We start from the raw sequence: 24,277 nt of genomic DNA, 5'->3' as shown, positions 1-24,277 counted from the left end.
GAAGATCCGCGTCGCCGCGCCCCGGTGACACGGTCCGGCCGTCGGCCGTGACCATCTCCAGTGTCCGGGGGGGCGCCCGCTATGGAACTGTTACCGCGTCCGGAGCCGTGCGTTCCGGTGGCGCAGGCGCCGGCGACCGAGATGTGCGGCAGCGAACCCAGGCTGTGCAGGGCGTACCCGTTCTCGTGCAGTACGTCGGCGAACTCCCCGAAACGCGCCCCCGCGGCGACGGTGACGGCCCCGGCCTGGCGGTCGATCTCGATCCTGCGGGGCAGCCCCGCCACGGACACCAGCTAACCCCGGGTGTCGGCCTCGGTGTTGAAGGGATGCCGGGTGCCGAGCGCGTGCACCTCGGTCGCGGCGGACACCGATTTCCGCAGCTCGGCCTCGGAGCGCGGGTGCTCGGCTGCCGTGCTCCGAAGGTGATGTTTCCGGCCCGGTTCTTCTCTACGGGAGTCACCGCACGTCCCCGCTCTCGTGACCGGCCGGGTGTCCTGATCCCGACGGTGCATCCTCCCGGACGAGCCTGTTGGTGAAACCATGCAACTGGTGACCTACATGTCCGCACACCATCCGATTCCGGCACCCTCCAAATGCGAACAGTCACCCACAGACCAAGCGATCCGGCGCGGAACGGGACGAGTTCAGAGTCAGTGCGCATGTCTGAACTTCACTGGAACTCCAGCGAAAGGGCACGTGTGTGGATATCGTGCACCGAGCGCGGGCGCATCCGTCAGTCCATGGGATCGGCGGATGCGTCCCGTTTGTGGCGATGCAACTGTGACTGGGGGGTTCATGGGGCATGTCGAGCTACCCGATTCGGACAGATCAGGACCCGTGGGACTGGCGGGAGCGCCGCGTCCACGGACTGCTTCAAATCGGCCTCGTGGCAAAGTACTTGACGATCCGTGGAGGGCGCCGACCGAAGAGCGCGAACGTTCGGGACCGGCTGCGGCCAAGAGACGGACGGGCCGGCGCCTGCCGGTCATCATCGGCGCCGAACTGCTCGGCCTGGGAATTCCGGCATGGCTCGTCCTGTGGGCGGGCGGGCAGCCGCGGGCCGAGGTCGCCGCGGCGGTGGCCGCGCTCGCGTGGTCGGGTGTACGGGCCGCGCGCGGCCGGTACGCGGGCCGGTCTCCGGGCGATCCGCCGGGGGTGCTGACCACGGCCGGCGACTGGCTGCTGCTCATCGGCGTACTCGCCGTGCTGCGGACCATGACCGGTGACGCGGTCGATCCCGCCACCGCGGTCGTGGCACTGCTGCCCGGTCTGCCCGCGAGCCTGACCGCGTGGTGGGTACGGCGGTTGCGGCGGCAGCGGACGGTCCGGCGGGTGCTGGTGGTGGGCGAGGCTCCGAGAGTGGAACGGGCGGTGCGGCTGCTGGGTTCCCGTGCGGATCACCCGTACCGGGTCGTGGCCGCCATACCGGTGGGGACCGCGCCGCTGGAGTGCGAGGTCCAGGTGCCGGGCCGGCTCGCACCGGCACCGGCCGACGACGACGCGTCGACGGTGCTGGGCGGCGCCTTCGCCCATGACGCCGACCTGGCTCTGGTGGTACCCGGGCCGCAGCTCTCCGAGGAGCGGCTGCGCCGGCTCTCCTGGGGACTGCACGACGGAGGGCTTCCACTCTCCGTGCTGTCGGAACTCTCGGGCATCGCGGCCGGCCGGATACGGCCGGCCGTCGCCGCCGGGCTGACCCTGCTGCACGTCGCACCGCCGCTGCGCCGGGGACCGCAGGTGGTCCTGAAGGCCGCGGTGGACCGCATCGGCGCCGCACTCGGTCTGCTGGCCCTGGCACCCCTGCTGGCCCTGATCGGGGCGGCGGTGCGGCTCGGCTCCGACGGGCCGGCGCTCCACCGCCAGATCCGCCACGGGCGGCACAACCGGCCGTTCACGATGTGGAAGTTCCGGACGATGGTGGTGGACGCCGAGAGCCACAAGCAGCAGTTGATCAAGGCGAACGAGAACGACGGCCCGATGTTCAAGATGCGCCGCGACCCCCGGGTGACCGGAATCGGCCGTCTGCTGCGCAGGACGTCTCTGGACGAGCTGCCGCAACTGCTCAATGTGCTCCGGGGCGACATGTCGCTGGTCGGTCCACGGCCTCCACTGCCGGAGGAGGTGTCCCGCTACGACGAGCGGGAGCTGAGGCGGCTCGCCGTCAGGCCGGGACTGACCGGCCTGTGGCAGGTCAGCGGGCGTTCGGACCTGTCCTGGCAGGAGACCGTCTCGCTCGACCTGTGGTACGTCGACAACTGGTCGGTGGCCACGGACATGGGACTCATGGCCCGTACGCTGCGCGCCGTCACCGACGGCCGCGGGGCGTACTGAGAGCGGCGGCCGTCGATGCGAAGAGTGCGGGACAGCAACCGGCCGTTCGAGGTCGGTGGGACGGGCGGCCGTCGCGTTGCGGCGGCCGGCCCGTGCCGGTGGATCGGTCGGCTCCGCTCAGAGCTGTGCGGTCCGCCGCTCCAGCCACCACGCGTACGTACGGGCGATCCCGTCGCGCAGCGGTATGCGCGGTGCGAAGCCGAGGGCGGTGAGCCGGGAGACGTCGAGCAGCTTGCGCGGGGTGCCGTCGGGCTTCGACGTGTCCCACGCGATGGAGCCCTGATATCGCGTCACATCCCTGACAGTTTCGGCGAGTTCGCGGATCGTCAGGTCTTGGCCACAGCCGATGTTGACGGGCTCGTCGCCGTCGTAGCGCTCCAGCAGCAGGAGGCACGCGTCGGCCAGATCGTCGACGTGCAGGAACTCGCGACGCGGGCTGCCGGAGCCCCAGAGCGTGACCGCGGGCGAGCCGCACCGCCGCGCCTCGTGGAAGCGGCGGATCAGCGCGGGCAGTACGTGCGAGGTCTCCAGGTCGAAGTTGTCGCCCGGACCGTAGAGGTTGGTGGGCATGGCGCTGATGTACGCGGCGCCGTACTGCCGGCGGTAGGACCGGATCTGCACGATCCCGGCGATCTTGGCCAGTGCGTACGCCTCGTTGGTCGGCTCCAACGGACCGGTGAGCAGGGCGCTTTCGGGGATCGGCTGCGGGGCGTTCCTGGGGTAGATGCAGGAGGAGCCGAGGAAGAGCAGCCGCTCGACCCCGGCGGAGTGCGCTCCGGCGACGACGCTCAGCTGGATGCGCAGATTGTCCTCCAGGAACTGCACCGGATACGTGTTGTTGGCCATGATTCCGCCGACCTTGGCGGCGGCCAGCACCACGGCGTCCGGACGGGCCTCGCGAAGGAATGCCTCGGTCAGCGCGGCGTCGCGCAGATCGAGGTGGTCGCGATCGCGGGTGATCACCTCGTGTCCGGCGGCGGTGAGACGGCGTACGACCGCCGAGCCGACCAGGCCGCGGTGGCCCGCGACGAATATGCGGGCACCGGGTCGTAGGAGGGGGCGGACGGATTCCTGGGGAGGGCCGGGGAGATCAGTCGTCATGGCTGGGATTGTGCCAGCAGCCGCGGACCGCGGTGATGTTTTGCCACAGATCGCTCAATTCCGAAATTCCGGTGTGAACCAACAGCCTTTCAGGCGAACACAGAGGGGGTAGTCGTGGCGAAGACCGCGCTCATCACCGGCGTGACCGGACAGGACGGTTCGTACCTGTCCGAGCTGCTGCTCGACAAGGGGTACACGGTCCATGGACTGATACGCCGCTCGTCGAGCTTCAACACCGAGCGGATCGACCACATCTACCAGGGACCGGAGGAGGACGACCGTTCGTTCGTCCTGCATCACGCCGACCTCGCCGATGGGGTCGCTCTGGTGAATCTGCTGCGCGACATCCGGCCGGACGAGGTCTACAACCTGGGTGCGCAGTCGCACGTCCGCGTCTCGTTCGACGCCCCGCTGTACACCGGTGACATCACCGGTCTCGGCACCATCCGGCTGCTGGAGGCCGTCCGCGCGAGCGGTATCGACACCCGGATCTATCAGGCGTCGTCGTCGGAGATGTTCGGCGCGACGCCGCCGCCGCAGAACGAGAAGACGCCGTTCCATCCGCGGAGCCCGTACAGCGTCGCCAAGGTGTATTCGTACTGGGCGACCGTCAACTACCGTGAGGCGTACGGGATGTTCGCGGTGAACGGGATTCTCTTCAACCATGAGTCCCCGCGCCGCGGTGAGACCTTCGTGACCCGGAAGATCACGCGTGGGGTGGCCAGGATCAAGGCGGGTCTGCAGACCCATCTCCATCTGGGCAATCTCGACGCCGTGCGCGACTGGGGGTACGCACCCGAGTACGTCGACGCGATGTGGCGGATGCTGCAGCGTGACAGCCCGGACGACTATGTGGTGGCCACCGGCGAGGGCGTCAGCGTCCGGCAGTTCCTGGAGTACGCCTTCGCCCACGCGGGCCTGGACTGGCGGGAGCACGTCCGCTACGACGCCAAGTACGAGCGTCCCAGCGAGGTCGACGCGCTGATCGGTGACGCCGCCAAGGCCGAGGAACTGCTCGGCTGGAAACCGGCGGTGAAATCGCAGGAGCTCGCCAGGATCATGGTCGAGGCGGACATCCGCCAGCTCTCCGACCAACTCGCCGGAGCGGCCGTGCGGGTGGACCGGTGAGACATCCGTACCTGTTCGTCGGCCGGACCGGCACACCGGCCGGTCCGGCGGTCACCCACAGCACCCGGCTGCCGCTGCTGGCGGCCCCGCCGGGGACCGACCCGGGCGCGATCTCCGCTTCCACCGGCTGCCCGGTGGACCCGAGCGTGTCCGCACCGGTCCGGGCCCCCGGCCCGGACCACCCACTCGCCCCGACCGGCAGCGGACAGGACCGTCTCCGCCGCCGGCCGGACGAGGCAGAAACCGCGGTCTCAGAGGAGCTCACAGGATGGGAGTCCGATCAGCTCGCGGCGTCTGGTGCGTGCGATCGCAAGGCGCTGGAAGGTCCTGGGATGGGGCCTCCCCTGCTCTTCAAGAGCTTGGGGAAGGAACTACCAGGGCGTTTCGGCAACGCAGCGAGGGTGCGTGCCAGGCGTCGCGAGCCGGGCGCCCATTGTGTGAGCTTCTCTCAGGGCCGCAGCTCGTTCTCACCTTCGGAGCTGACTGATGAACGGAAGTACGGGGCGCAGACCCACCGGACGCAGGAGGGCATGGGCTACGGCCGGTGCGCTCTGCCTGCTCGCCGGAACACTGACCGCCGCCGTGTCCGGGGGCTCCCCGGCCGCGGCCCTCACCCCACCGGTCTCGCTGACCGCGGACGATCTCACCACCTGGCAGACCAACGGCATCGTCTGGTCGATGGCGGCGTCGGACGCCGGTGTCGTGTACACCGGCGGGACCTTCTCCACCGTCCGGCCGCCGGGCGCGGCCGCCGGAACCTCCGAACAGCCGGCGGTGAACTTCGCCGCGTTCGACGCGGCGACCGGTGCGCCGACCGGCTGCAGTCTGTCCTTCACGCTCTCGTCGGGGACGGCGACCGTACGGGCCCTGGCGCTCTCGCCCGACCAGAAGACCCTGTACGTCGGCGGGCAGTTCGGAGCGGTGAGCGGGGTCGGGGTGAGCAATGTCGCCGCGATCGACACCGCGACCTGCACCCCGCGCCAGGACTTCAAGGTCTCCGTCTCCGCGACCGTACGAGCCCTGGCCGTCACCGCCGACACCGTCTACCTGGGCGGTGACTTCAACACGGTGGCGGGACAGACCCGGAACAAGTTCGCCGCGGTCACCACCGGCGCCGCACTGAAGCCGTGGACGGCCAACGCGGACGAGATCGGCCGGGCCGTGGAGCTGACGCCCGACGGCAAGCACGTGCTGATCGGCGGAAATTTCTTCACCGTCAACGGCACGACCTCGCACGCGCTGGCCGTGGTGGACGCCACGACCGGGGCCGTGACCAAGAGCTATCCGGCGGGCTTCATCCCGAACACGTCCACGGTGCAGGACATCACCACCGACGCCACCGGCTTCTACACCGCCAACGAGGGCACCGGGGGCGGCGTCTTCGACGGCCGGATCGCACTGAACCTCAGCAATTTCGAACAGCGCTGGCGGGACACCTGCCTGGGCGCCACCCAGGCCGTTCTCGTACACAACGGCGTTCTGTACAGCGGGAGTCACGCACACGACTGTGCCAGCATGGGCGAGTTCCCGGACCAGCCGCGCAGGCATCTGCTGGCCCAGTCCGTCGACAACCCGAAGCTGCTCCCCTGGTTCCCGGACACCAACGACGGCATCGGGGAGCCGGTCGGACCGCGAGTGATGGCGCAGACCGACAAGGGCGGCCATCACTATCTGTGGGTGGGCGGCGAGTTCACCACCGTCAACGGCTCCGCGCAGCAGGGCCTCACCCGGTTCGCCGACGGCCCCGACACCGGGGCGCCCTGGGTACCGAACGTCAGTCTGTCCACCGTCGCCCCGGGCAAGGTGGAGGTCAACTGGCAGACGAGCTTCGACGCCGACGACGGCGAGCTCACGTACCGGATCTACAAGGACGGCGCGAGCACCCCGGTGTACACCACGACGGGGTACTCGCTGTTCTGGGACCGCCCACAGTTGAGGTGGACCGATACGGACGTGGTGGCGGGTGAGACCCACTCGTACCGGATCAGCGCGAGCGACGGCACCAACACCAGCGCCAAGTCGCCCGCCCTGTCCGCCACCGTGGCGTCGACGGCCGAGAAGTACCCCGCCAGGGTGCTGGCCGACGGTGCTTCGTTGTACTGGCGGTACGACGAAGGCACGTCGACCTTCGCCGCAGACACCGGCAGCGGGCTGGACAACGGATTCCTGCGCAACTCCCCGGCGTACCGGCAGACTCCGGCCGCTGTCGCGGGCGGCTCGACCGCGATCGGCTTCAACGGATCGAACCAGTACGCGTACAGCAACAAGCGTCATGCCCAGCCCACCAGGTTCTCGGTGGAGACATGGATCAAGACGACCACCACCAAGGGAGGAAAGATCATCGGCTTCGGCAACGTGACCATGCAGAACAGCAACCAGTACGACAAGCATGTGTACATGCGCAATGACGGGCGGCTGAACTTCGGGGTCTACAGCGGCGGAACCAAGGCCATCACAACGCCCGCCGCCTACAACGACGGCGCCTGGCACCATGTCGTCGCCACGCAGGGCACCGGCGGCATGGCGCTGTACGTGGACGGGCAGCTGCGCGCCTCGAACACCCTGTACACGGGCAATGAGAACTACAGCGGCTACTGGCGGGTCGGCGGGGACAACCTGAACAACTGGCCCAACCAGCCGACGAGCAACTTCTTCGCCGGGCAGATCGACGAGACCGCCGTCTACCCGACCGCGCTCAGCAGCTCGCAGGTAAGTGCCCACTACGCCCTGAGGACCGGCGGATGAGGTATCCGTTCCCGGCCGGCGCCGCCGTCGTCGTACTGACGGCGGCGCTGGCCGCCTGCGGCTCGTCCTCCGGCGGGCACAAGGCGGCGGGCAATGAAGGGCCGGCCGCCACCCAGGCCCCTGTCACGGCCCCTTCCTCCGGTCCCGGAGCCGTCGCGTCCGGCGGCCCTTCGGCTCCGCGGACGAGCGAGCCACCGAAACCACCCACCGATGAACTCACCCCGGCCACCGGCTCCTTCAACAAGAAGCAGAAGGAGTACCTGGTCGACCGCGTGCCCAAGGGCATGGACCCGGCGGCCGTGCTCCAGACCGGTCAGGAGACTTGCGACAAGCTCACGTACCTCGTCAAGGTCGACCGGGACACGGCGGTCGGCGCGATCGTGACGGGCGAGATCGCGGATGCGCAGCCCGCCGTCGAGCACCTCTGCACCCAGCACAAGGAGCTGGTGCGGGAGGCCTCGCAGGGGTACGCGGACGGCACGTACAAGGACGAGCAGATCCGGCCGGGCCGGTACCACGACGTGACTCCCACCAGGAACTGCACCTGGCAGATCACCGGGGCGAACGGCAAGAACCTGGTGTCGGGCTCCGCCGCCTCCGGAAAGAGGGCCGAGATCACCGTGCCGGAGACGGCCCGCGTCTTCACCTCCACAGGCTGCTACGCCTGGCTGCCCGAAGGAGAGCACGGATGAGCAAGCTGCCGATAGCCGTGGCGATCCCCACGAAGAACGAGGGGCTGAACATCGCCGAGGCGGTGAATTCGGTGCTCGGCCACTTCGAGGCGGTCGTCGTCGTGGACTCCAACAGTACGGACGACACGGCGAAGATCGCCGAGGAGTGCGGGGCCGAGGTGATCGACTACACCTGGGACGGCGGCCATCCGCGCAAGAAGCAGTGGTGCCTGGACCATGTCCGCACGGACCTGGACTGGATTCTGCTGCTCGACGGCGACGAGCGGCTCAGCCCCGGTCTGCTGGCCGAACTGCGGCAGCTCTTCGCCGATCCCGGCGCGCCGAAGCCGGCCGCGTACGACATACCGCTCGGGTACTGGTTCTCCGGGAAGCGGCTGCGGCACGGCTACACCATCCGCAAGCGGTCGCTCACCGACCGTACGCGTTGCAGATATCCGGAGGTCGGGGATCTCGAAGCGCCGGGCATCGGCGAGGTCGAGGGCCACTACCAGCCGGTCGCCGAGTCGGCCGGCTCGCTCCGCAACCCGATCGAGCACCAGGACCTCGATCCGGTCGCCGCCTGGTTCGAGCGGCACAACCGCTATTCGGACTGGGAGGCCTGGCTGGAGCAGCATCCCGAGGTCAAGGAGCAGGTGCGGAAGGTGAAATCACGCCAGGGCCGGCTGTTCCACAAAGCACCCTTCAAGCCCCTGGTGTCGTTCGCGTACATGTATGTGTACCGGCGGGGTTTCCTGGACGGGCGGGCGGGCTTCGACTTCGCGCTGGCAATGAGCTTCTACCGTTGGCAGATCGCGCTCAAGTCCCGTGAGGGGAAAACCGTTTGACCCGGACCGGCCGGCAATTGGGGGACGCCCGCCTCCCATTTGCCGGCCGGTCTCAACGGCCCTTCCGGCGGACCACGTCCTCGTAGGTCCGCCGGAGGGTCCGGGTCACGACATCGATGGTGAAGTGCTCATTGACCAGGTTCCACGCGGCCTTCCCGGCACGGGCGTTGGCCTCGGACTCCAGGAGTTCCAGAATCGCCCCGGCGACCTTGGCCGCGTTCTTCCCGTCCTCGCCGACCCTGCTGTCGATCACCCTGCCCGCCCCGGCCTTCGCAACATCGGGGCCGAGGCCACTGGTGCCGGTGATGACCACGGGGGTGCCGACGGACATCGCTTCGAGGACCGAGACGGCCAGGGGTTCCTCGATCGACGGGAGTACGTACACATCCGCCTGCCGCCCCGCAGCCAGAACCTCTTCGTGGCCGAGCGGACCCAAGTGGTCGAGGGAGCCCGACACTCCCAGTTCGCGGGCGAGTTCGAGAGTCTCCGGCAACGCTCCGGTGTCGGGGCCGGCGAGCACGAACCGGGCGTCCGGGTGCTCGGCCAGGACCGTCGGCATCGCGGCGACGAAGTCCTGCGGACGCTTGCGCTCCTGGATCCGGCCCAGGAAGAGGACCGTCGGCGGCCGCCCCGGCTCGCGGGCGGGCTTCGGCTCCTGCGGCCGTACGCCGTTGACCAGCCGTACGGTGCGGGTCAACGGCACCGGGGCGGCAACGGCGTTCACATCGAGGCGTTCCCTCTCGGTCAGATGCAGCACGGCGTCGGCTTCGCGCAGCACCTTGCGTACACCCAGCAGATCGGTCAGCTGGGCGACCCGCTTCTCGGTCGGGTCCACCATGCCGTGGGTCTGGACGACCAGCGGTGTGCGGGAGGCCAGCGCGAGCAGCGCGGCAGGGAGCGTCACCAGGTCGCGCATCAGATGGACATGGACGAGATCGGCGCCGCGCATCATGCGCCGGGCGGCGAGCAGGAGCGCGCCGGAGGTGATTCCGCTGACCTCGAACATGGGGAGCAGATGACGGGCCCGGAAGAGATGGACCGGGACTCCCTCGACCTCGCGCGGCAGCCGCCCCTCGAAGCCGTCGCCCAGCGCCATGATGCGGGCGTCGTCGCCGTCGGCCCGCTGGACCCTCGACAGGTTGAGCGCCACCCTTGTCGGGCCGCCGAACGCGTGGTCCGGGGTGTGCAGTGTGACGACGTGCAGGATCTTCACCAGAGTCCCCCTCGGTCTCGGCCGGTCTTTTACAGAATAGTCATCCAAACCCCCCAAGTGGGTTGATTCGTTAGAGTGTTCACAGATCCACGGAACGGGGGGGCAGATGACGTCCGTGCACGAGGCGGCGCCGTCCGCCCCCGTACCGGAGCACGGCCCGCAAGGCCCGGTCCAGCCGTCGGCGAAGCCCCTGGCGTGGGCCATGCTGTCGCGCGCCCTCGCCGTGCCTCTCATCCTCGGCCTGGTCTGCTTCCTGCCCGCGGTGATCGCCGCGCAGCCGGGCACCGGCGTCCGGGACACCGCGTACTGGCTGCAACTCGCGCTGACCTGCTATGCGGGTGCCCGGCTCGCGACGATGATCCTGTCCACGCGGCGCCGCCTGCTGCAGGGCGTCTTCTGGATGTTCGTGTACATCGCGATGGGGGTGGCGCCGTTCGCGCAGGTGGTCATCGGGCAGACCCCGACACCGATGGTCGGGCCGCGGTCGGATCTGGTGACCGCCATCGCGCTGGTCCTGGTGGGGTGTGCGGCGTTCGACCTCGGGGCGCTCCTGGCGTCCCGGCGACCGCTGCGCCGCCGGGCCACCGCGCGGTCCGGGAGCGGTCCGGCAACAGCGCACCGGGTGCGGCTCCGGCTGTTGATGGTGCTGGCCTTCGCGGCGAGCGGCTATTACATCGTGAAGCTCGGCGGGCCCGCCATCTTCTTCACCAGCCGGCAGGAGATCAGCGCCTCGGTCGCGGTCAGCGGGGTGACGTCGGCCCAGTCCAACGTGGGATCGGCGTTCCTCAAGGGGTTCGGTACGGTACCCGCGCTGCTGGCGCTGCTCTTCTGCACACGCCGGCTGGTGACCTCGGGCAGGGCCCGGCGATCCCCCTCGACGGTTCTCGTCTGGTGTGCGCTGCTGATCCTCAACGTGATCGTCAACAATCCGATTTCCAATGCCCGTTACTGGTTCCTGACGGTGCTGGTCTCGCTTCTGTTCACCGCTTTCCCGAGCAGTGCGGCAATGTACCGGTCGGTGCTGGCGATGGGGGTGGTCGGGGCTCTGGTGCTGTTCCCGTATGCGGACCGGTTCCGCTACGACAGCGCCGGGTACCGGCCGATGGAGTCGTCGTCGGTCTTCGAGCCGCTGACCACCAAGGACTACGACCAGGCGGTGATGTTCGCCAACACCATCGCCTGGGTCGATACCCGGGGCCACACCTATGGGCGTCAACTGACAGCCTCCGCCCTCTTCTTCGTGCCCCGGTCGGTGTGGAGCGGCAAGCCGGAGGACACGGGGGTGCGCGTCGGCCAGTGGATGGGGATGAACATGACCAACCTGTCGGCACCGCTGTGGACCGAGCTCTGGGTCGACTTCGGCGCTCCGGGCATGGTCGGCGCGTTCGCGCTGATCGGGTACGCCGCGGCGCGCACCGACCGGCGTTACGCGCGCGCGGTCTCCCGGGACGGCCCGGGCCCCGGCAGCGTTCTGGCCATTGCCGCGCCTTTGATCGCCGGGTACAGCTTCATTCTGTTGCGCGGGCCGTTGCTGCAGTCCGTCGGGAAGCTGGCGATCGCGGCCCTGTGTCTGCTGCTGGTCACCAGTTTCAGGAGCCGGAACGGATGGCGCCCGCGCTGACGGGCGCCTGGTCTTGCGCGGTGCGGCGGCACAGCCGGGCCACCCGGGCCCAGGTGGCCACCGCCTTGCAGACGGATCCCAGGCACAGGCCCCAGGCCGCGCCCGATACCCCGCCGAGCACATAGCCGCCGGTCAGGAAGGCGACGGCGGCGAGCGAGTAGACCACCTGGATGGAGAGCGTGGTACGGGGGTCGAGCATCCGGAGGGCCAGCAGTCCGCAGGTGCCGACGGCCATCGCCGCGTACTGGCTGCCGGTCGCGGGGAGCAGGGCGGACGCCGCGGGCCAGGTGTCGCCGAGCAGATGGCGGCCGATCCCGTCGGGCAGCAGGGCGAGTGCGGTGGCCCAGGCGGCGGCCGTGGCGGCCAGGACGGCGGCGAGCGTCGCCGTGGCACGTACCCTGCGTCGTTCGGAGGAGAGCCGTCCGAGCAGGGGCGGGCCGAAGCCGGTGGCCGACGTGAACAGCACGTTCAGCGGTCCGAAGAGGGTGGTCGCGCCCCGCAGGGCGCCGACCACCAGCGGGTTGCCGACCGTACCGAGTCCTAGTACGGAGAGCTGACTGGTGGCGTTGCCCACGCCGAACTCCACCACGAAGCGCCGCCCCAGATGCCCTCGCCGCAGCAGGACCGTGAGCCGCAGCGGTGTTCCGGCCACTCTGCGGTGCAGCAGGGCGGCCGACAGCAGCAGGGCCGGCAGCGCGGACAGTCCCCAGACGGTGACGAGCCGGGCGGCCGGGGCAAGGTGGGGCTCCATGGCCAACGCGCCCAGCACACAGGCCAGTCTGAGCACGTCACCCGCCAGTGCCAGGTGCGGCAGGTGCAGGGTGGAGAAGGCGTACCGCATGGTGTCCTGCCCCAGAACCACCGGCAGGACCGGTCCCAGCATCATCAGGGCACGCGCGGTGGCACCCGGCAGCGGCAGACAGACGGCGGCGAGCAGGGCGCCGAGCACGGCCGAGGCGAGCAGGGTGAAGGTGACCGCGGACCGGCACGCGCCGCCCACCTCGTCGCTCTCGCCGCGCCGCAGGACGAGCGGCTGCCCAATGTAGGCGCCAAAGACGCCCAGCAGCACCGTAAAAACGAGATAGACCGCCGAAAAGCGGGCGAAGTCGGCCACAGTGGAGAGCCGGGCGGCGGCCACCAGTACCAGGATGTTGGTGAGCGCCGCGACGCCCTGGTCCGCGACCGAGCAGAGGATCGCGGTCCGCGCCTTCATCTGTGTCCCGCGGTGGGGTCGAAGGTGCGCAGGCCGAGGGTCTCGGCGGGGTCACCGGTGCGCTCGGGGCCGTGGCCCGCTTCGGCCCCGCCGGGCCGGTCACCGCCCGCGCGGCGCTTGCCGGCCTGCTTGCGGGCCCGGCGCTCGTGGCGGTTCCGGCCGGGGTGCAGCAGGGCGCCGAGCACGGTGCCGCCGGCTGCTCCGATGATCTCGCGGATTCGTTCCAGGTCGCTGCGGTGCACCTCGCGGGGGTCGCAGACCACCACGACACCCTCCACCCGGTCGATCAGCGCGACGGCGTCGGCGTACGACAGCACGGGCGGGGCCAGCACGATGACGACGGCGCCCGGCCGGTCGCCCTCGGCGACGATCCGTCCGACGGGCGCGGAGGTCAGGGCCCGCGGCACGTTGTCCGTGCGCCGGCCCGCTATCAGGGTGAAGGCGCCCGCTCCGGGGACGTCCACGTTCATCCGGCCGTCCGACGGCCAGGCCCGTTCGCCCTCCGTCGCCCAGCGCGGCCGGGCGCCCTGCACGGCCGGACCGAGGGCCCTGGCCAGGGACGGGGTACGCAGATCGGCCTCCATCAGGAGTACGTCCCGCCCCATCTCGGCGAAGGCCGCGGCCAGGTTGACGGCGGCGGCGGACGGCGCGTCGCCGGCCCCGCGCGGGGACGTGACCAGAAGTCTGCGGCGCTGAGCGAACGACGGATCGTAGGCGAGCCGGAAGGCGACCGCCCGGTACTCCTCGGCGAGCCGGCTCCCGCTCCGCCCGATGGCGAGCAGTGCGCCCGCCGCTGCCCGCTCCCTGGGCAGGGTGCCGAGCAGCGGGGCGCCGAGCGAGCGGACCAGCTCCCGGGTGGAGCGCACGGCCGGGTCGAAGACGAGCCGTACCCAGGACAGCAGCAGCCCGAGCGCGAGGCCGACGACGCCGCCGAGTCCCAGCAGCAGGGGAAGTCCCGCACCGGTGGGCTCGGTGGGCGCGACGGGCTTCTTCGTGAGATAGCCGGGGGTCGTGTCCAGGGCGCGCAACTCGGAGATCTTCCTGCTCAGTTCGGAGATCGACACGACGAGGTTGGCGCGCGCGCTGGTCACGTCGTTGCTCCCGCCGGCCTGCTCCGCGAGTTGGTCGCGCTGTTCGGTGAGCGGCTTCAACTGGGCGCGGTAGCCGTCGACCATGTTGGCGATGCTGTCCTCGGTGCGCTGTCGGCGGATCTCCAGATAGGCATCGGCGAGCGCCTGGGCCCGCGCCCTCGCGAGGGCGGGGGTGCGGCCGGTGTACGAGAAGCGGAGCACGAGGGTGTTGGGCGGGTTGGTGACCTGGAGGCCGGACAACAGGGTCCCGACCTCCACCCGGTCGCCGTGCCTGGCCAGGGACCCGACGGCCAGGGTGCCGACGGTGTCGCTGACGGCGGTCTGCCGCTCGGAGCCGATGTTGATGCCCTTGTCGGCGGAGGCGCCTGCGGCGAAGGGGTCGGAGGCGGCGGAACGTACGACGACCTCGCCCGTCGACGTGTAGCTCTCCTCGCCGCTGAGGGCGAGCCAGCCGCCGCCGAGCAGTCCGAGGACCACACCGGAGGCGAGCAGTGCGCGGTAGCGCAGGAGCTGGCGGAACTGGTCTCTCAGCAGCGCGGGTTCGTCCTGGTCCTCCAGGGCGCGGATCGGCTGGGTCATCGGCGTCGTCTCCCTTGTGCGTCCGCGAGGACCTCGGTGAGCAGTGCGTCGAAGCGGGCAAGGCCCGCCTCCCGGCTCAGGTGTCGTGCGACGTACCGTGGTCCGTTGGCGCCGAGCCGGTCCGCCTCGACCGGTGCCTCGACGAGCTTGCGTACGGCGGACAGCAGCGCGGCGGGGTCCTCCGGTGCGACGAGGATCCCGGCGCCGGACCGGTGGATCTCCTGGGCGGTGCCGCCCCCGTCGGCGACCGAGGCGACGACGGGGCGGCCCGAGACGAAGTACGAGGTGAGTTTGGACGGGACGCTCATGTCGAGCACGGACGCCCGCTGGGTCACCGCGAGCACATCGGCGGCGGCGAGGATGTCGGTGAACTCCTCGGAAGCGGCCGGTGGCAGGAAATCGAGGTTGCGCAGGCCCGCCGCGCGCCCCAGCAGTGCCGCACGCTGGTTCCCGTCCCCCATCAGCACGAAGCGGATCCCCGGTGCCAGCCGGGCCGCGTCGACGAGGACTTCCAGGCCCTGTTTGAGCCCCATGTTCCCGGAGTGCAGGACCACGGGGGCGCCCTCGCTCCAGCCGAGTTTCGCGCGGGTCCGGGCGCGGTCGGCCGAAGGCGCCTGTGCATGTGACCAGTTGGGGACCAGACGGATGCGTCCCGGGTCCACGCCGTACGCGGTGACGCGCGGGACGAACGTCTCGTGGATGACGCCGACGAGAGCGGCGCCGCGCAGCGCGTAACGTTCGGCCGCCGAGGCGACGGCCGCTGCCCGGCCACCGCCCCGGATACCGCTCTGCGCGGCAGCGGCGCCCATCAGATCCTGCACGACCGGTATGTACGGGACGTGCCGGCGGCGGGCCAGCCGGGCCCCTATGACGCCGCCCGCGAGGCTGGGCATCTGGGAGACCACCGCGTCCGGCGGGCGCGGAAGGGGCGGCGACAGCAGTCCGTGCCCCAGCACCGTCGCCTCGAACGCGGCTCTGCGCAAGGCGCTCTGCCGGGTCGGCACATAGTGTCTTCGCCGGTGGACGGTGACCCCGGCCCGGTGCTCGGTGACCCGCCACACACCCCGGTACCCGGCTTCGGTCCGCCAGGACGGATAGTGCGGCATGCCGGTCAGTACGTGGGTCTCGGCCCCGGACGCGGCCCAGTGCTCGGCGAGCTGCGCGGCGTACGGACCGATGCCCGTCAGCTCCGGCGCGTAGTTCGTCGAGACGACCAGCAGCGTACGGCCCTCGAACGGTGTGTGACGGTCGGCATCGGACATGGACGCTCGCCTTCCCCCCGGAACATCTGTGTTCCCCCAAGGAACAGCCCCAAAAGTGAGCTTATCCGTTCACGAGATGCGCAAGTGGTCTTCACAGTAAGGTCGTTGCACCATCAACACCGATACCGATATCCCGCTCCACCGGATGCCATGTCCGGACAAACTGCTGCGGGACACGGACATCACGTTCACCGTGGGGGGAGAGAACGGATGGTGCACAGGGTCGGCTACGCGCCGGGGGTCTACGACCTGTTCCACATCGGGCACCTGAACATCCTGCGGCATGCCCGCAGTCAGTGCGACTACCTCGTCGCGGGAGTCGTCTCGGACGAGATGGCCGCGCTCGCCAAGGGCCACAAGCCGGTGATTCCGCTGCCGGAGCGGCTGGAGATCGTGCGCAGCGTCCGCTATGTGGATGCCGCGTTCGTCGAGACGGTGCCCGACAAGGTCGACACCTGGCAGCAGGTCAGGTTCGACGTCATCTTCAAGGGGGACGACTGGCGGGACACGGAGAAGGGCCGGCGGCTGGAGCGCGACTTCGCCGAGGTCGGCGTCGAGGTGGTCTACTTCCCGTACACCGTGCACACGTCCAGCACCCAGCTGCGCCGGGCACTGGACTCCCTCGTCAGTCCGCAGCCCGGAGCGCTTTCAGCTCCCTGAACCACTTGACGAGGAACGCCACGAGGAACAGCGCGTGCACGACGGCGAGCGCGGCATAGCCGATGCGGAACACGGTCCCGTCGCCGAGCAGCAGGAACACCAGGCAGAACACTCCGTAGTCGGCGGGCAGCAGTGCCACGGCCCGCCCCCGGGACACCGGGGCCGGGGCGCCGTCCGCCGGGGCGGGCCGCGCGGCCGCCCTCCCCAGCTGTTCGCGCAACAGCCCCGCGCAGAAGGTCAGCACGGCGGTGAACAGGAAGCCCAGCGGCAGGAGCAGCCAGCCGTCGGACGGCAGAACGGAGAACCGCTGGAACGAGATCAGCACAGCGGTGTGTACGAGGATCATCTTGGCGCAGTCCACGACATGGTCCAGCCACTCGCCGTCCGGGCCTCCCCGGCCGGTCAGCCTGGCCAGCTGACCGTCGGCCGAATCGAGGGCGAAGCCGACGGCGAGACCGGCGTACACCGTGACCGCGAGCCCCCAGGACGGCCGGACGAGTGCCACCGAGGCAAGCGCCGCGAAGGTGAATGCCGCGCTGAGCAAAGTCACTTGATTGGGCGTCAGCCCGAGACGATACGCGCCTGCCGCGAACACCCGCCCAACCGGACGATTCACGTACCGCGAGTACAGCGACACCCCCTTGGCCGTCTTCTGCGCACCGCGCAACTCACGCAGAACCGTGCCCGTGCTTTCCATACGCCCCCCAGCGTGTCCCTGTTGCCCCGGCGGCGTCGGCGGTGCGCCGCGGACACCGCCGTCGGAGCCGCATCATGGCACGCGGGCCGTGTTCCGCGTGGCCACATCGCGTGCTCCGGCGGACGATCCGCACCCGTCGGGCCCGCACCGGGTGTGGGGGCCCGACGGAGCCGCGCCTCAGGCGGACGCGGTGCGGCACTCCGGGTGGCCCCAGCCGTTCGGGTTCTTGGCGATCATCTCCTGGGCCGCATACGGCTTTCCGCAGTGGCAGCGACCGGCGAACCGCGCCCGGATCGTTCCGCCGGAGCGTGCGGGGCGTGCCGCGCTCCTCGCCTTCTTCGTCGGAGCCGCACCCTTGCTCCGCCCCTCCGTCGCCCGGGCGGGAGCGGGTTTCGGCAGCTGCGAACCGTGCGCGGTGCCGGCCGGCCGCTGCGCTACCGCTGCCTCGCTGGCCGCCTGGTCGGCGAGGGCGTTGAGCGGGTCCCCGTCCACCTGGTGGGCGGGGACGTAGACGAAGTTCACGGTCCGGCCGGTCAGCAGGGCATCGATCCCGGCCACCAGGTCGCGGTTGGCCACGGGCTTGCCGGCCGAGGTCTTCCAGCCGTTGCGCTTCCACCCCGGCAGCCACTTCGTCACGGCGTTCATCGCGTACTGCGAATCCATCCGCACCTCGATCGCCACGGACGGGTCCGTGGACTCCAACAGCTCGCTCAGTGCCGTGAGTTCGGCGACGTTGTTGGTGGCGGTCCCCAGCGGCCCCGCTGCCCAGCGCTCCGGTCGCCCCTGCGCATCGGCCACGACCCACGCCCAGGCCGCAGGCCCCGGATTGCCCTTCGATGCCCCGTCACACGCGGCGATGATGCTCTCGTTCATGCCCCCGATCATGCCAGCGCCGTACCACCCTCTCGGCACACGGTGACGCTGAGTGATGATCCAAGGTGCGGTGAACCGGCGGCGCTGGTTCTCTGATGGAGCCCGCTCTTCCCAACCGCACAAGGAGCGATGATGAGCGTTGCACGTGAATCCGGTGACCGTGCGCAGCAGCTGCGCGACAAGGCCCGGCAGATGAACGAGGCCGCAGAGCGCACCACCGACCCTGAGCAGCGCCAGCGGCTCCAGGAGAAGGCACGGAAGCTGCAGGAGCAGATCGAGCAGCAGGGCAACATGGGCACCGGGAACATGCGTCCGCCCAAGTAGTACCTGCCCCGCGTAGCACCTGTCTCACGCGAACGGCCGACGTCCTGCCGCTCTCCTCGAGCGAGCGGCAGGACGTCGGCCACCCGGTCCTCGCCCCCGGACAACCACGATGCAGTGATCGGGTTCTCGTTCCGAACCGCTTCTCAGTACGGGTGCCTGTTCTCCTTGTTCACCCATGCCTCGTAGGATGCGGCCCCCAGCTCGGGGTGGAGCTGTTCGAGAGTGATGCTCCGCCGGTCCGGCGGTTTCGCGAAGTCTTCGTACTGGAACACGTCGTCGAAGCCGATCTCCCGAGTCGCCTTCCAGTCGCAGCTGTAGTAGACGGTATCGATCCGGGACCAGTAGATGGCGCTCATGCACATCGGGCAGGGAGCGCCACTGGTGTAGATCGTGCACCCCTGCAGCATGCGAGCACGCTCGGGCACGACGTCGGGGGAACCCTCGGGTCGAGGCACCAGCTTCAGGGTGTACGCGTCCTGATACCCCTCGGAAATACTGGGTGCCTCCGGATTGAACAGCTGAACGGCCTTGCGGATGGCTTCCACCTCACCGTGCGCGGTCGGGTCGGCCGTGAGAAGGACACGATTCTGCCCCCGTGCGATGATCTCGCCGTCGTTGGTGATCACCGCACCGAACGGCCCGCCCCAGCCGTTTTCGACGGACTCGGTGGCCAGTCGGACCGCTTCGGCCATGAACTCCTTGTGTCCCATCTCGAGAACCTCCGCCCGCCGCGGTAATTTTCCCCCATTTGTCCGATAACTCCCTTTGGAACTAGACTACTCCGCATGAGTACCCGTGCAAGCCGTGACCCCGGCGGTAGCGCAACGGTCGTGATCTCCCAGAAAGTCCGGGCGGGACGGAATGACGAATACAAGCGCTGGCAGGAGAAGACCAACGAGGTCGTGCGAGGCTTTGACGGGTTCCAGGGAACGGAGTCGTACCCGCCGGCCTCCGGTGAGGAGAACGAGTGGGTCGTGGTATTCCGTTTCTCCCGTGTCGATCAGCTGACAGAGTGGCTGGACTCCAACGCGCGTCGGCAACTCCTCGACGAGGGCAGCCCACTGTTCGACGGACCCCCTACGCAAGAAGTGCTTACCGGCGGCACACCGACCGAGGATGTCGTCACCGCGGTCGTCGCGCATGATGTGCAGCCGGGGCGCGAGCGGGAATTCATGAACTGGCAGGACAAGGTCCTCAGGGAGCAGGAGAGGCATCCGGGCTTCATGGGGTCGGAGCTGTTCAAGCCGGTGAAGGGAGTCCAGGACCGTTGGGTGGTTGCCTTCCGCTTCGACACACGCGAACACCTCGAAGAATGGCTCGCCTCCCAGGCTCGGGAGCAGCTTCTGGCGGAAGGACGCGACTACTTCCGTGCCTACGACGTGCACAAGATCGGCTCGGCGTTCGGCGGCTGGTTCCGCTTCGGCGCGGGCACGGCAGAAGATGTTCCGCCCAACTGGAAACAGGCCATGTCCGTGGTGCTGGCCCTGTATCCCACGGTGATGATCCTGAACCTGACGGTCGGTGACTGGCTCAACCGCCTGAGTGTGCCGGGGTATATCGCTCTGTTCATCAGCAACGTACTGAGTGTCAGTGTGCTGACCTGGTTGCTGATGCCACTGGTCACCCGGGGGCTCGCCTTCTGGCTGCTGCCCGGCCGGGCGCGATCCGTCGCCGTCCATGTGGCGGGCGCCGCGGTCGTCGTGGTGTGCTGCCTTGTGATCATCACCGTCTTCGGCCTGACCACGAGTTAGGGATACTCCCACCGGCGTCTTCAGCTTCAGCCGCGGCGGCAGACCATGCAAGTCCGGGAGTTCCGTGATGCGCGACAGAGAACTGGCCAGAGGGATCGAAGGGGAGCTCGTCCGGCGCGGCGAGAGCTGCGGTAAGCGCTTTCCAGTCGTACCAGGGGAGACTTGGGACATGAGCAGCCCACTGCACATCACGCACGCCCACGGAGACCGGATCACGGTCACCCAGGAGCGGGACAGCATCGATCTGATCAGCTACGTATACCGCCCGGAAGCGGCCTGGGAGGCCCCGAAACCGTACGTCCATCCTCTGCGCACACTGTCCGATAACGTTGTCAGCGACTACCGGCCCAACGATCACCGCTGGCACAAGGGCCTCCAGATGACGGCCTCCCATCTCTCCGGGCAGAACCTGTGGGGAGGCAATACCTATGTGCACGGTCAGGGCTACCAGCCGCTGCCCGAACGCGTCGGATCGATGGCACACATCGGCTTCGACGAGGTGGCGGCGGATGCCGGACGCGCGGTCGTCGCGGAGCGGCTGAGCTGGCGCCACCACGACGGCACGCACTGGGCGGACGAGCAACGGCGGATCGAGATCCACGACGTGGAGCACGTCGATGCCGGCACCGACGCGATGAGCGTCGGCGGCAGCTGGACGCTGACCTGGTCGAGCACGATCACCAATCGGCGTACCGAGCCGCTGCGCTTCGGCAGCCCCACGACGCACGGCCGGGAGGCGGCGGGCTACACGGGTCTCTTCTGGCGCGGGCCGCGGGCCTTCCGGGGCGGGCAGATCCTCGGACCGGACGGATCGGGTCCGGAGTTGATGGGAACGCAGGCACCCTGGCTCGCCTACAGCGGTGAGCACGACGGCGCCGACGGGCACGCCACGCTGATCTTCCAGCACGCCCCGGAGAACGATCACACCGGAGAGAGCGGCACCCATCCGGCGCACTGGTTCGTCCGCAACGAGCCCTTCGCGGCCGTCGCCCCCTCCTTCGCCTTCCACGACGAACTGGAACTCGCCCCGGGCGACACCCTGGCCCGCCGCTACCGGGTCACCGTGGCCGACGGGGCCTGGGACCGGGAGCGGATCGCCGAGTACCTGGCGGAGCACCCGTGGTGAACGCGCACACGGACGGCCTCAGCCTGTACGTGCAACTGCCGCTCGACGATTCCGGCCGTGCCCGCCTGCGCGGTCTCGGGTCCGGGCCGGTGTGGTTCGCCGAGCCGGGAAGCGCCTCCTCGGCGGACGCCCACGCCCTCGCCGACGCCGACATCGCGCTCGGCGATCCCAGGGAGGCCCGGGTGGCCGAAGCCCCCGGCTGCGGTGGCTGCAGCTCGCCTCGGCAGCTGCCCGTACGCACGAGTACCCCGCTCTGCGGCGGTCGGCCGGCCGAGTGGCCGATGCCCGCATACGCACTGCGGTCCGAGCTCCTGGTCGAGCCGTTCCGTATCGAATCGAGACGGGCCACCTGCTCGCCCCGCGGGCACCGGGACTCGGCGTCGGGTTCACTTCGGAGACCGAGCGGCGGTACGCCTGCCGCGATGATGCCGTCTACCGCTGTCCGGCCACGATGCCGCCGACCACGCCGGGCCGATGGAGCGCGTGACCGGCCGAGGGCCTCGGGGGAGCCCCGCAGCGGGCCCACAACCTATTGCTGCGCAATGGGAAAACGCTTTCAGTGCAGCTATCGTAGCCCTATGCAGAGCCAGGTCAATCGACGTTCCGCCCGCCCCCGCCCGTCGTCCGCTGTGACGCTCCAGCAGGTCGCGCAGGACGCCGGGGTCTCTCTCGCCACGGCGTCGCGCGTCCTCAGCGACAGCGACCGCAACGTCACCCAGGAGCTGCAGGAGCGCGTCCTGGAGGCGGCCGCCCGGCTCCGCTACGTCTCCAACGCGCCGGCCCGCGCGCTCGTACAGTCCACGACGTCCATCGTCGGCCTGATCGTGCACGATGTGAACGACGCCTACTACTCCGCGATCGCCGCCGGAGTCATGGAGGTCGCCCGCGACCACAAGCTCCTCGTGATGCTGGCCGGCACCTTCCACGAACCCGGGCTCCAGGCGGAGTACGTGGCACGGCTGCGCGCGCAGCGCGCCCGCGCCGTCGTCCTCGCCGGATCGGGTTTCACCGGCGGGAGCCCCGCGCTCACCCAGGAGCTGGAGGCGTTCGCGGCGCAGGGCGGCCGGGTGACCGCGGTTGCGCACCAGGACCTTCCGGTGGACACGATCCTGCCGGGAAACCGCGAGGGGGGCCGGGCGGTCGCCGAGCACCTCGCCCTGCTGGGGCACACGGAGATCGGCATCATCTGCGGACCACTGACGCTGGTCTCCGTCCAGGACCGGCTGAACGGCTTCCTGGAGCGGGCCGCCGAGCTGGGCATCTCCGTGCAGGAACACCGTCGCGTCGAGGCCGACTTCACCCGGGACGGCGGGCGGGCCGCGGCGGTGCGGCTGTTCCGCGGCTCGCCGCGGATCACCGCACTCTTCGCGCTCAACGACGCCATGGCGCTCGGGGCGCTCGCGGCACTCCGTGACGACCTCGGGCGGAGCGTGCCCGCCGATGTCTCCGTCGTCGGCTTCGACGACCTGCCGGTGGCCTGTGACGTCACGCCCGCGTTGACCACCGTACGACTGCCGCTCGAAGAGATCGGCCGCCGGGCTCTGCTGCTGGCCCTCGGCGACGCGACGGCCTCGCCGCGCACGCTCGCCGTGCCGTCGCGTCTGGTGGTGCGGGCCAGCACCGCGCCGCCGCCCCGTGCGACCGACTGAGAAGACACCGGCCTGGCGCCCGCCTCCCGGCCGGGCCGCTGCCCCGTGGCCGCCGGGGAACCCCGCCGAGCCACCGGATTGACGCGTTGAAGCGACAACCCACCAACTTGACGCACTAATTGCCGATCATTTCGCTGCAACCCCCTTGAAATGATGCGTCAACCGCCACCACACTGAGATCAACGCTGATTGACGCGTCAAATCCGAGAGGTTGGTGGCTGGATGGGTACGTCCGGGCCCAAGTACCAGCGAATCAAGGACGAGTTGCGGGCCGAAGTGGCACGTGACGAGTACGAGGCCGGCGCTCCGTTCATCACTCAGAACCAGCTGCGCGAGCGTTTCGGCGTCAGCTCCACCACCGCCGTCCGGGCACTCAACGACCTTGTCACGGAAGGGCTGTTGGTACGGCGCCGGGGCCTGGGTACCTTCGTCGCCGATCCCTCGGACCGGACCGCGGAACCTTCCCCGGCGCACAGGTCCGAAGTGGTCGCCTGCATCATCAACGGCCAGGGTCCGTACCAGTCCGAGGTGCTGCGCGGGATCGAGTCCGGCTGTTCGGACCGGGGGCTGCGGCTGTTCTTCTCCGACTCCGTGATCCAGATGACGGACACGGGACACGCCGACCACACCGCGTCCCTGGCCCGTCAGAACCAGGCACTGCGCCAGGCCGTCGAGGACCGGGTCGAGGGCATCATCCTCTACCCGGTCCAGGGAGCGCCCGATCTCGACGTGCTGGACGAGATCCGGCGCCTGCACCTCCCCATGGTCCTGGTCGACCGGTATTTTCCCGACCTCGCCATCGACGCGGTCACCGCCGACAACTACGACGTCGGCTACCGCCTCACCGAGCATCTGCTGGCCGACGGCCACGAGCGCATAGCGACGATCTGGGGCGAGACGCACTGCACCAGCGTCCACGATCGGATGACCGGGCACCAGCAGGCGCTGCGCGCCCATGACCAGCCCCTGCTCCCCCAGTTGACCGCACTGCGCTCCTACACGGCGCTGCCCGAGCGCGAGCGCAGACAGCTGCTGGCCGAGCTCCTCGCCGCGCCCGAGCCACCGACCGCCCTGTTGTGTGCGCATGGCTTCGCCGTCGCCACGGCCGCCTCCGATCTGGCGTCGCTCGGCATCGCCGTGCCCGACGAGATCGTGCTGGCCGGCATGGACGACGTGGGCCCTTACGATCTGCTGCCGCTCACCAGCTTCGCCGCCCGGCTGCCCGCCCGGGAGATCGGCAGCCGAGCGGTCGAGCAACTGGTCACCCGGATCGCCGAGCGCGCGGCGGGCGAGGACCCGTACCGCAGCGCCGAGCAGATCGTGCTCCCCGTCCGGATCAGGACGCGCGAGTCCGTGCCGGTCCGGCTCCGTACCGTCGCCGCCCGCCGGCCCTGAGG

The 24,277-nt window shown here is 69.8% G+C and carries 20 protein-coding genes and 1 pseudogene; 12 read left to right on the top strand and 9 right to left on the bottom strand.

Annotated features, from left to right (window positions below; genetic code table 11):
* Positions 1 to 149: 149 nt before the first annotated feature.
* A pseudogene (locus ACZ7L9_RS27950) lies at positions 150 to 284 on the bottom strand (FAD-binding protein); the annotation flags it as partial.
* 511 nt (positions 285 to 795) lie between these two features.
* Here ACZ7L9_RS27950 and ACZ7L9_RS27945 point away from each other — a divergent pair.
* Complete coding sequence (locus ACZ7L9_RS27945; protein ID WP_471419378.1) at positions 796 to 2,331, top strand: exopolysaccharide biosynthesis polyprenyl glycosylphosphotransferase; 1,536 nt, start codon at positions 796 to 798, stop codon at positions 2,329 to 2,331.
* A gap of 117 nt (positions 2,332 to 2,448) precedes the next feature.
* On the opposite strand, the gene ACZ7L9_RS27940 is transcribed toward ACZ7L9_RS27945, so the two are convergent.
* The gene (locus tag ACZ7L9_RS27940; protein WP_471419377.1) at positions 2,449 to 3,432 is read right to left on the bottom strand and encodes a GDP-L-fucose synthase family protein; all 984 of its coding nucleotides are present in this window, start codon (positions 3,430 to 3,432) and stop codon (positions 2,449 to 2,451) included.
* 114 nt (positions 3,433 to 3,546) lie between these two features.
* Between ACZ7L9_RS27940 and gmd the strand changes: the two genes are divergently transcribed.
* The 4 genes from gmd (at position 3,547) to ACZ7L9_RS27920 (ending at position 8,821) form a co-directional block, all read left to right on the top strand.
* Positions 3,547 to 4,560: a GDP-mannose 4,6-dehydratase gene (gene gmd, locus ACZ7L9_RS27935; RefSeq protein ID WP_471419375.1), complete on the top strand. Its 1,014-nt coding sequence runs from the start codon at positions 3,547 to 3,549 to the stop codon at positions 4,558 to 4,560.
* A 486-nt stretch (positions 4,561 to 5,046) separates the two neighbouring features.
* Positions 5,047 to 7,305: a LamG-like jellyroll fold domain-containing protein gene (locus ACZ7L9_RS27930; RefSeq protein WP_471419373.1), complete on the top strand. Its 2,259-nt coding sequence runs from the start codon at positions 5,047 to 5,049 to the stop codon at positions 7,303 to 7,305.
* Positions 7,302 to 7,997 (top strand): hypothetical protein, encoded by a 696-nt coding sequence (locus ACZ7L9_RS27925; protein WP_471419371.1) that lies wholly within the window; start codon positions 7,302 to 7,304, stop codon positions 7,995 to 7,997. Before ACZ7L9_RS27930 ends, ACZ7L9_RS27925 begins: the two co-directional genes overlap by 4 nt.
* On the top strand, positions 7,994 to 8,821 hold the full coding sequence (locus tag ACZ7L9_RS27920; RefSeq protein ID WP_471419369.1) for a glycosyltransferase family 2 protein: 828 nt from the start codon (positions 7,994 to 7,996) through the stop codon (positions 8,819 to 8,821). Before ACZ7L9_RS27925 ends, ACZ7L9_RS27920 begins: the two co-directional genes overlap by 4 nt.
* 52 nt (positions 8,822 to 8,873) lie before the next feature.
* Here ACZ7L9_RS27920 and ACZ7L9_RS27915 read toward each other — a convergent pair whose 3' ends face one another.
* Entirely contained in the window at positions 8,874 to 10,034 is a 1,161-nt protein-coding gene (locus tag ACZ7L9_RS27915; RefSeq protein WP_471419368.1) for a glycosyltransferase, read from the bottom strand.
* 106 nt (positions 10,035 to 10,140) lie between these two features.
* Here ACZ7L9_RS27915 and ACZ7L9_RS27910 point away from each other — a divergent pair, with 106 nt between their 5' ends.
* Complete coding sequence (locus ACZ7L9_RS27910) at positions 10,141 to 11,655, top strand: hypothetical protein (protein WP_471419366.1); 1,515 nt, start codon at positions 10,141 to 10,143, stop codon at positions 11,653 to 11,655.
* Here the strand turns inward: ACZ7L9_RS27910 and ACZ7L9_RS27905 are convergent.
* Genes ACZ7L9_RS27905 through ACZ7L9_RS27895 form a run of 3 tightly spaced genes read right to left on the bottom strand, consistent with a single transcriptional unit; the run spans position 11,624 to position 15,800 of the window.
* Entirely contained in the window at positions 11,624 to 12,868 is a 1,245-nt protein-coding gene (locus ACZ7L9_RS27905) for an MATE family efflux transporter (protein ID WP_471419364.1), read from the bottom strand. The two genes, ACZ7L9_RS27910 and ACZ7L9_RS27905, sit on opposite strands and share 32 nt — an antisense overlap.
* Positions 12,865 to 14,538 carry a P-loop NTPase family protein gene (locus tag ACZ7L9_RS27900; RefSeq protein WP_471419362.1) on the bottom strand — a complete coding sequence of 558 codons (1,674 nt, stop codon included), beginning with the start codon at positions 14,536 to 14,538 and terminating at the stop codon, positions 12,865 to 12,867. Before ACZ7L9_RS27900 ends, ACZ7L9_RS27905 begins: the two co-directional genes overlap by 4 nt.
* Entirely contained in the window at positions 14,535 to 15,800 is a 1,266-nt protein-coding gene (locus tag ACZ7L9_RS27895) for a glycosyltransferase (RefSeq protein ID WP_471419360.1), read from the bottom strand. The genes ACZ7L9_RS27900 and ACZ7L9_RS27895 overlap by 4 nt, the downstream gene beginning before the upstream one ends.
* Before the next feature lie 210 nt (positions 15,801 to 16,010).
* Between ACZ7L9_RS27895 and ACZ7L9_RS27890 the strand changes: the two genes are divergently transcribed.
* Complete coding sequence (locus tag ACZ7L9_RS27890; protein ID WP_471419358.1) at positions 16,011 to 16,460, top strand: FAD synthase family protein; 450 nt, start codon at positions 16,011 to 16,013, stop codon at positions 16,458 to 16,460.
* Here ACZ7L9_RS27890 and ACZ7L9_RS27885 read toward each other — a convergent pair.
* Both ACZ7L9_RS27885 and ACZ7L9_RS27880 read right to left on the bottom strand, forming a co-directional pair.
* Positions 16,426 to 17,157, bottom strand: a complete 732-nt coding sequence (locus tag ACZ7L9_RS27885) for a CDP-alcohol phosphatidyltransferase family protein (RefSeq protein ID WP_471419356.1) — start codon at positions 17,155 to 17,157, stop codon at positions 16,426 to 16,428. The genes ACZ7L9_RS27890 and ACZ7L9_RS27885 overlap by 35 nt on opposite strands.
* 177 nt (positions 17,158 to 17,334) lie before the next feature.
* Positions 17,335 to 18,030: a ribonuclease H family protein gene (locus ACZ7L9_RS27880; RefSeq protein ID WP_471419354.1), complete on the bottom strand. Its 696-nt coding sequence runs from the start codon at positions 18,028 to 18,030 to the stop codon at positions 17,335 to 17,337.
* 132 nt (positions 18,031 to 18,162) lie between these two features.
* Here ACZ7L9_RS27880 and ACZ7L9_RS27875 point away from each other — a divergent pair, with 132 nt between their 5' ends.
* Complete coding sequence (locus tag ACZ7L9_RS27875) at positions 18,163 to 18,354, top strand: DUF6381 family protein (protein WP_471419352.1); 192 nt, start codon at positions 18,163 to 18,165, stop codon at positions 18,352 to 18,354.
* Between the two features lie 143 nt (positions 18,355 to 18,497).
* Here ACZ7L9_RS27875 and ACZ7L9_RS27870 read toward each other — a convergent pair whose 3' ends face one another.
* Entirely contained in the window at positions 18,498 to 19,064 is a 567-nt protein-coding gene (locus ACZ7L9_RS27870) for a nucleoside deaminase (protein WP_471419350.1), read from the bottom strand.
* A 75-nt stretch (positions 19,065 to 19,139) separates the two neighbouring features.
* On the opposite strand from ACZ7L9_RS27870, the gene ACZ7L9_RS27865 reads away from it, so the two are divergent.
* From ACZ7L9_RS27865 to ACZ7L9_RS27850, 4 genes are all read left to right on the top strand, one after another.
* On the top strand, positions 19,140 to 20,105 hold the full coding sequence (locus ACZ7L9_RS27865; protein WP_471419348.1) for an antibiotic biosynthesis monooxygenase: 966 nt from the start codon (positions 19,140 to 19,142) through the stop codon (positions 20,103 to 20,105).
* Between the two features lie 169 nt (positions 20,106 to 20,274).
* Entirely contained in the window at positions 20,275 to 21,231 is a 957-nt protein-coding gene (locus tag ACZ7L9_RS27860) for a DUF6807 domain-containing protein (RefSeq protein ID WP_471419346.1), read from the top strand.
* A gap of 578 nt (positions 21,232 to 21,809) precedes the next feature.
* A complete protein-coding gene (locus ACZ7L9_RS27855; RefSeq protein WP_471419344.1) occupies positions 21,810 to 22,880 on the top strand; it encodes a LacI family DNA-binding transcriptional regulator in 1,071 nt (356 codons plus the stop codon).
* A 222-nt stretch (positions 22,881 to 23,102) separates the two neighbouring features.
* A complete protein-coding gene (locus ACZ7L9_RS27850; protein WP_471419342.1) occupies positions 23,103 to 24,275 on the top strand; it encodes a LacI family DNA-binding transcriptional regulator in 1,173 nt (390 codons plus the stop codon).
* The last annotated feature ends 2 nt before the right edge of the window (positions 24,276 to 24,277 follow it).

It is taken from the genome of Streptomyces sp. NPDC111516, from assembly GCF_055635345.1.
Note: the sequence above shows the minus strand (reverse complement) of the source record. Positions and strands in the feature narration are given on the sequence as shown.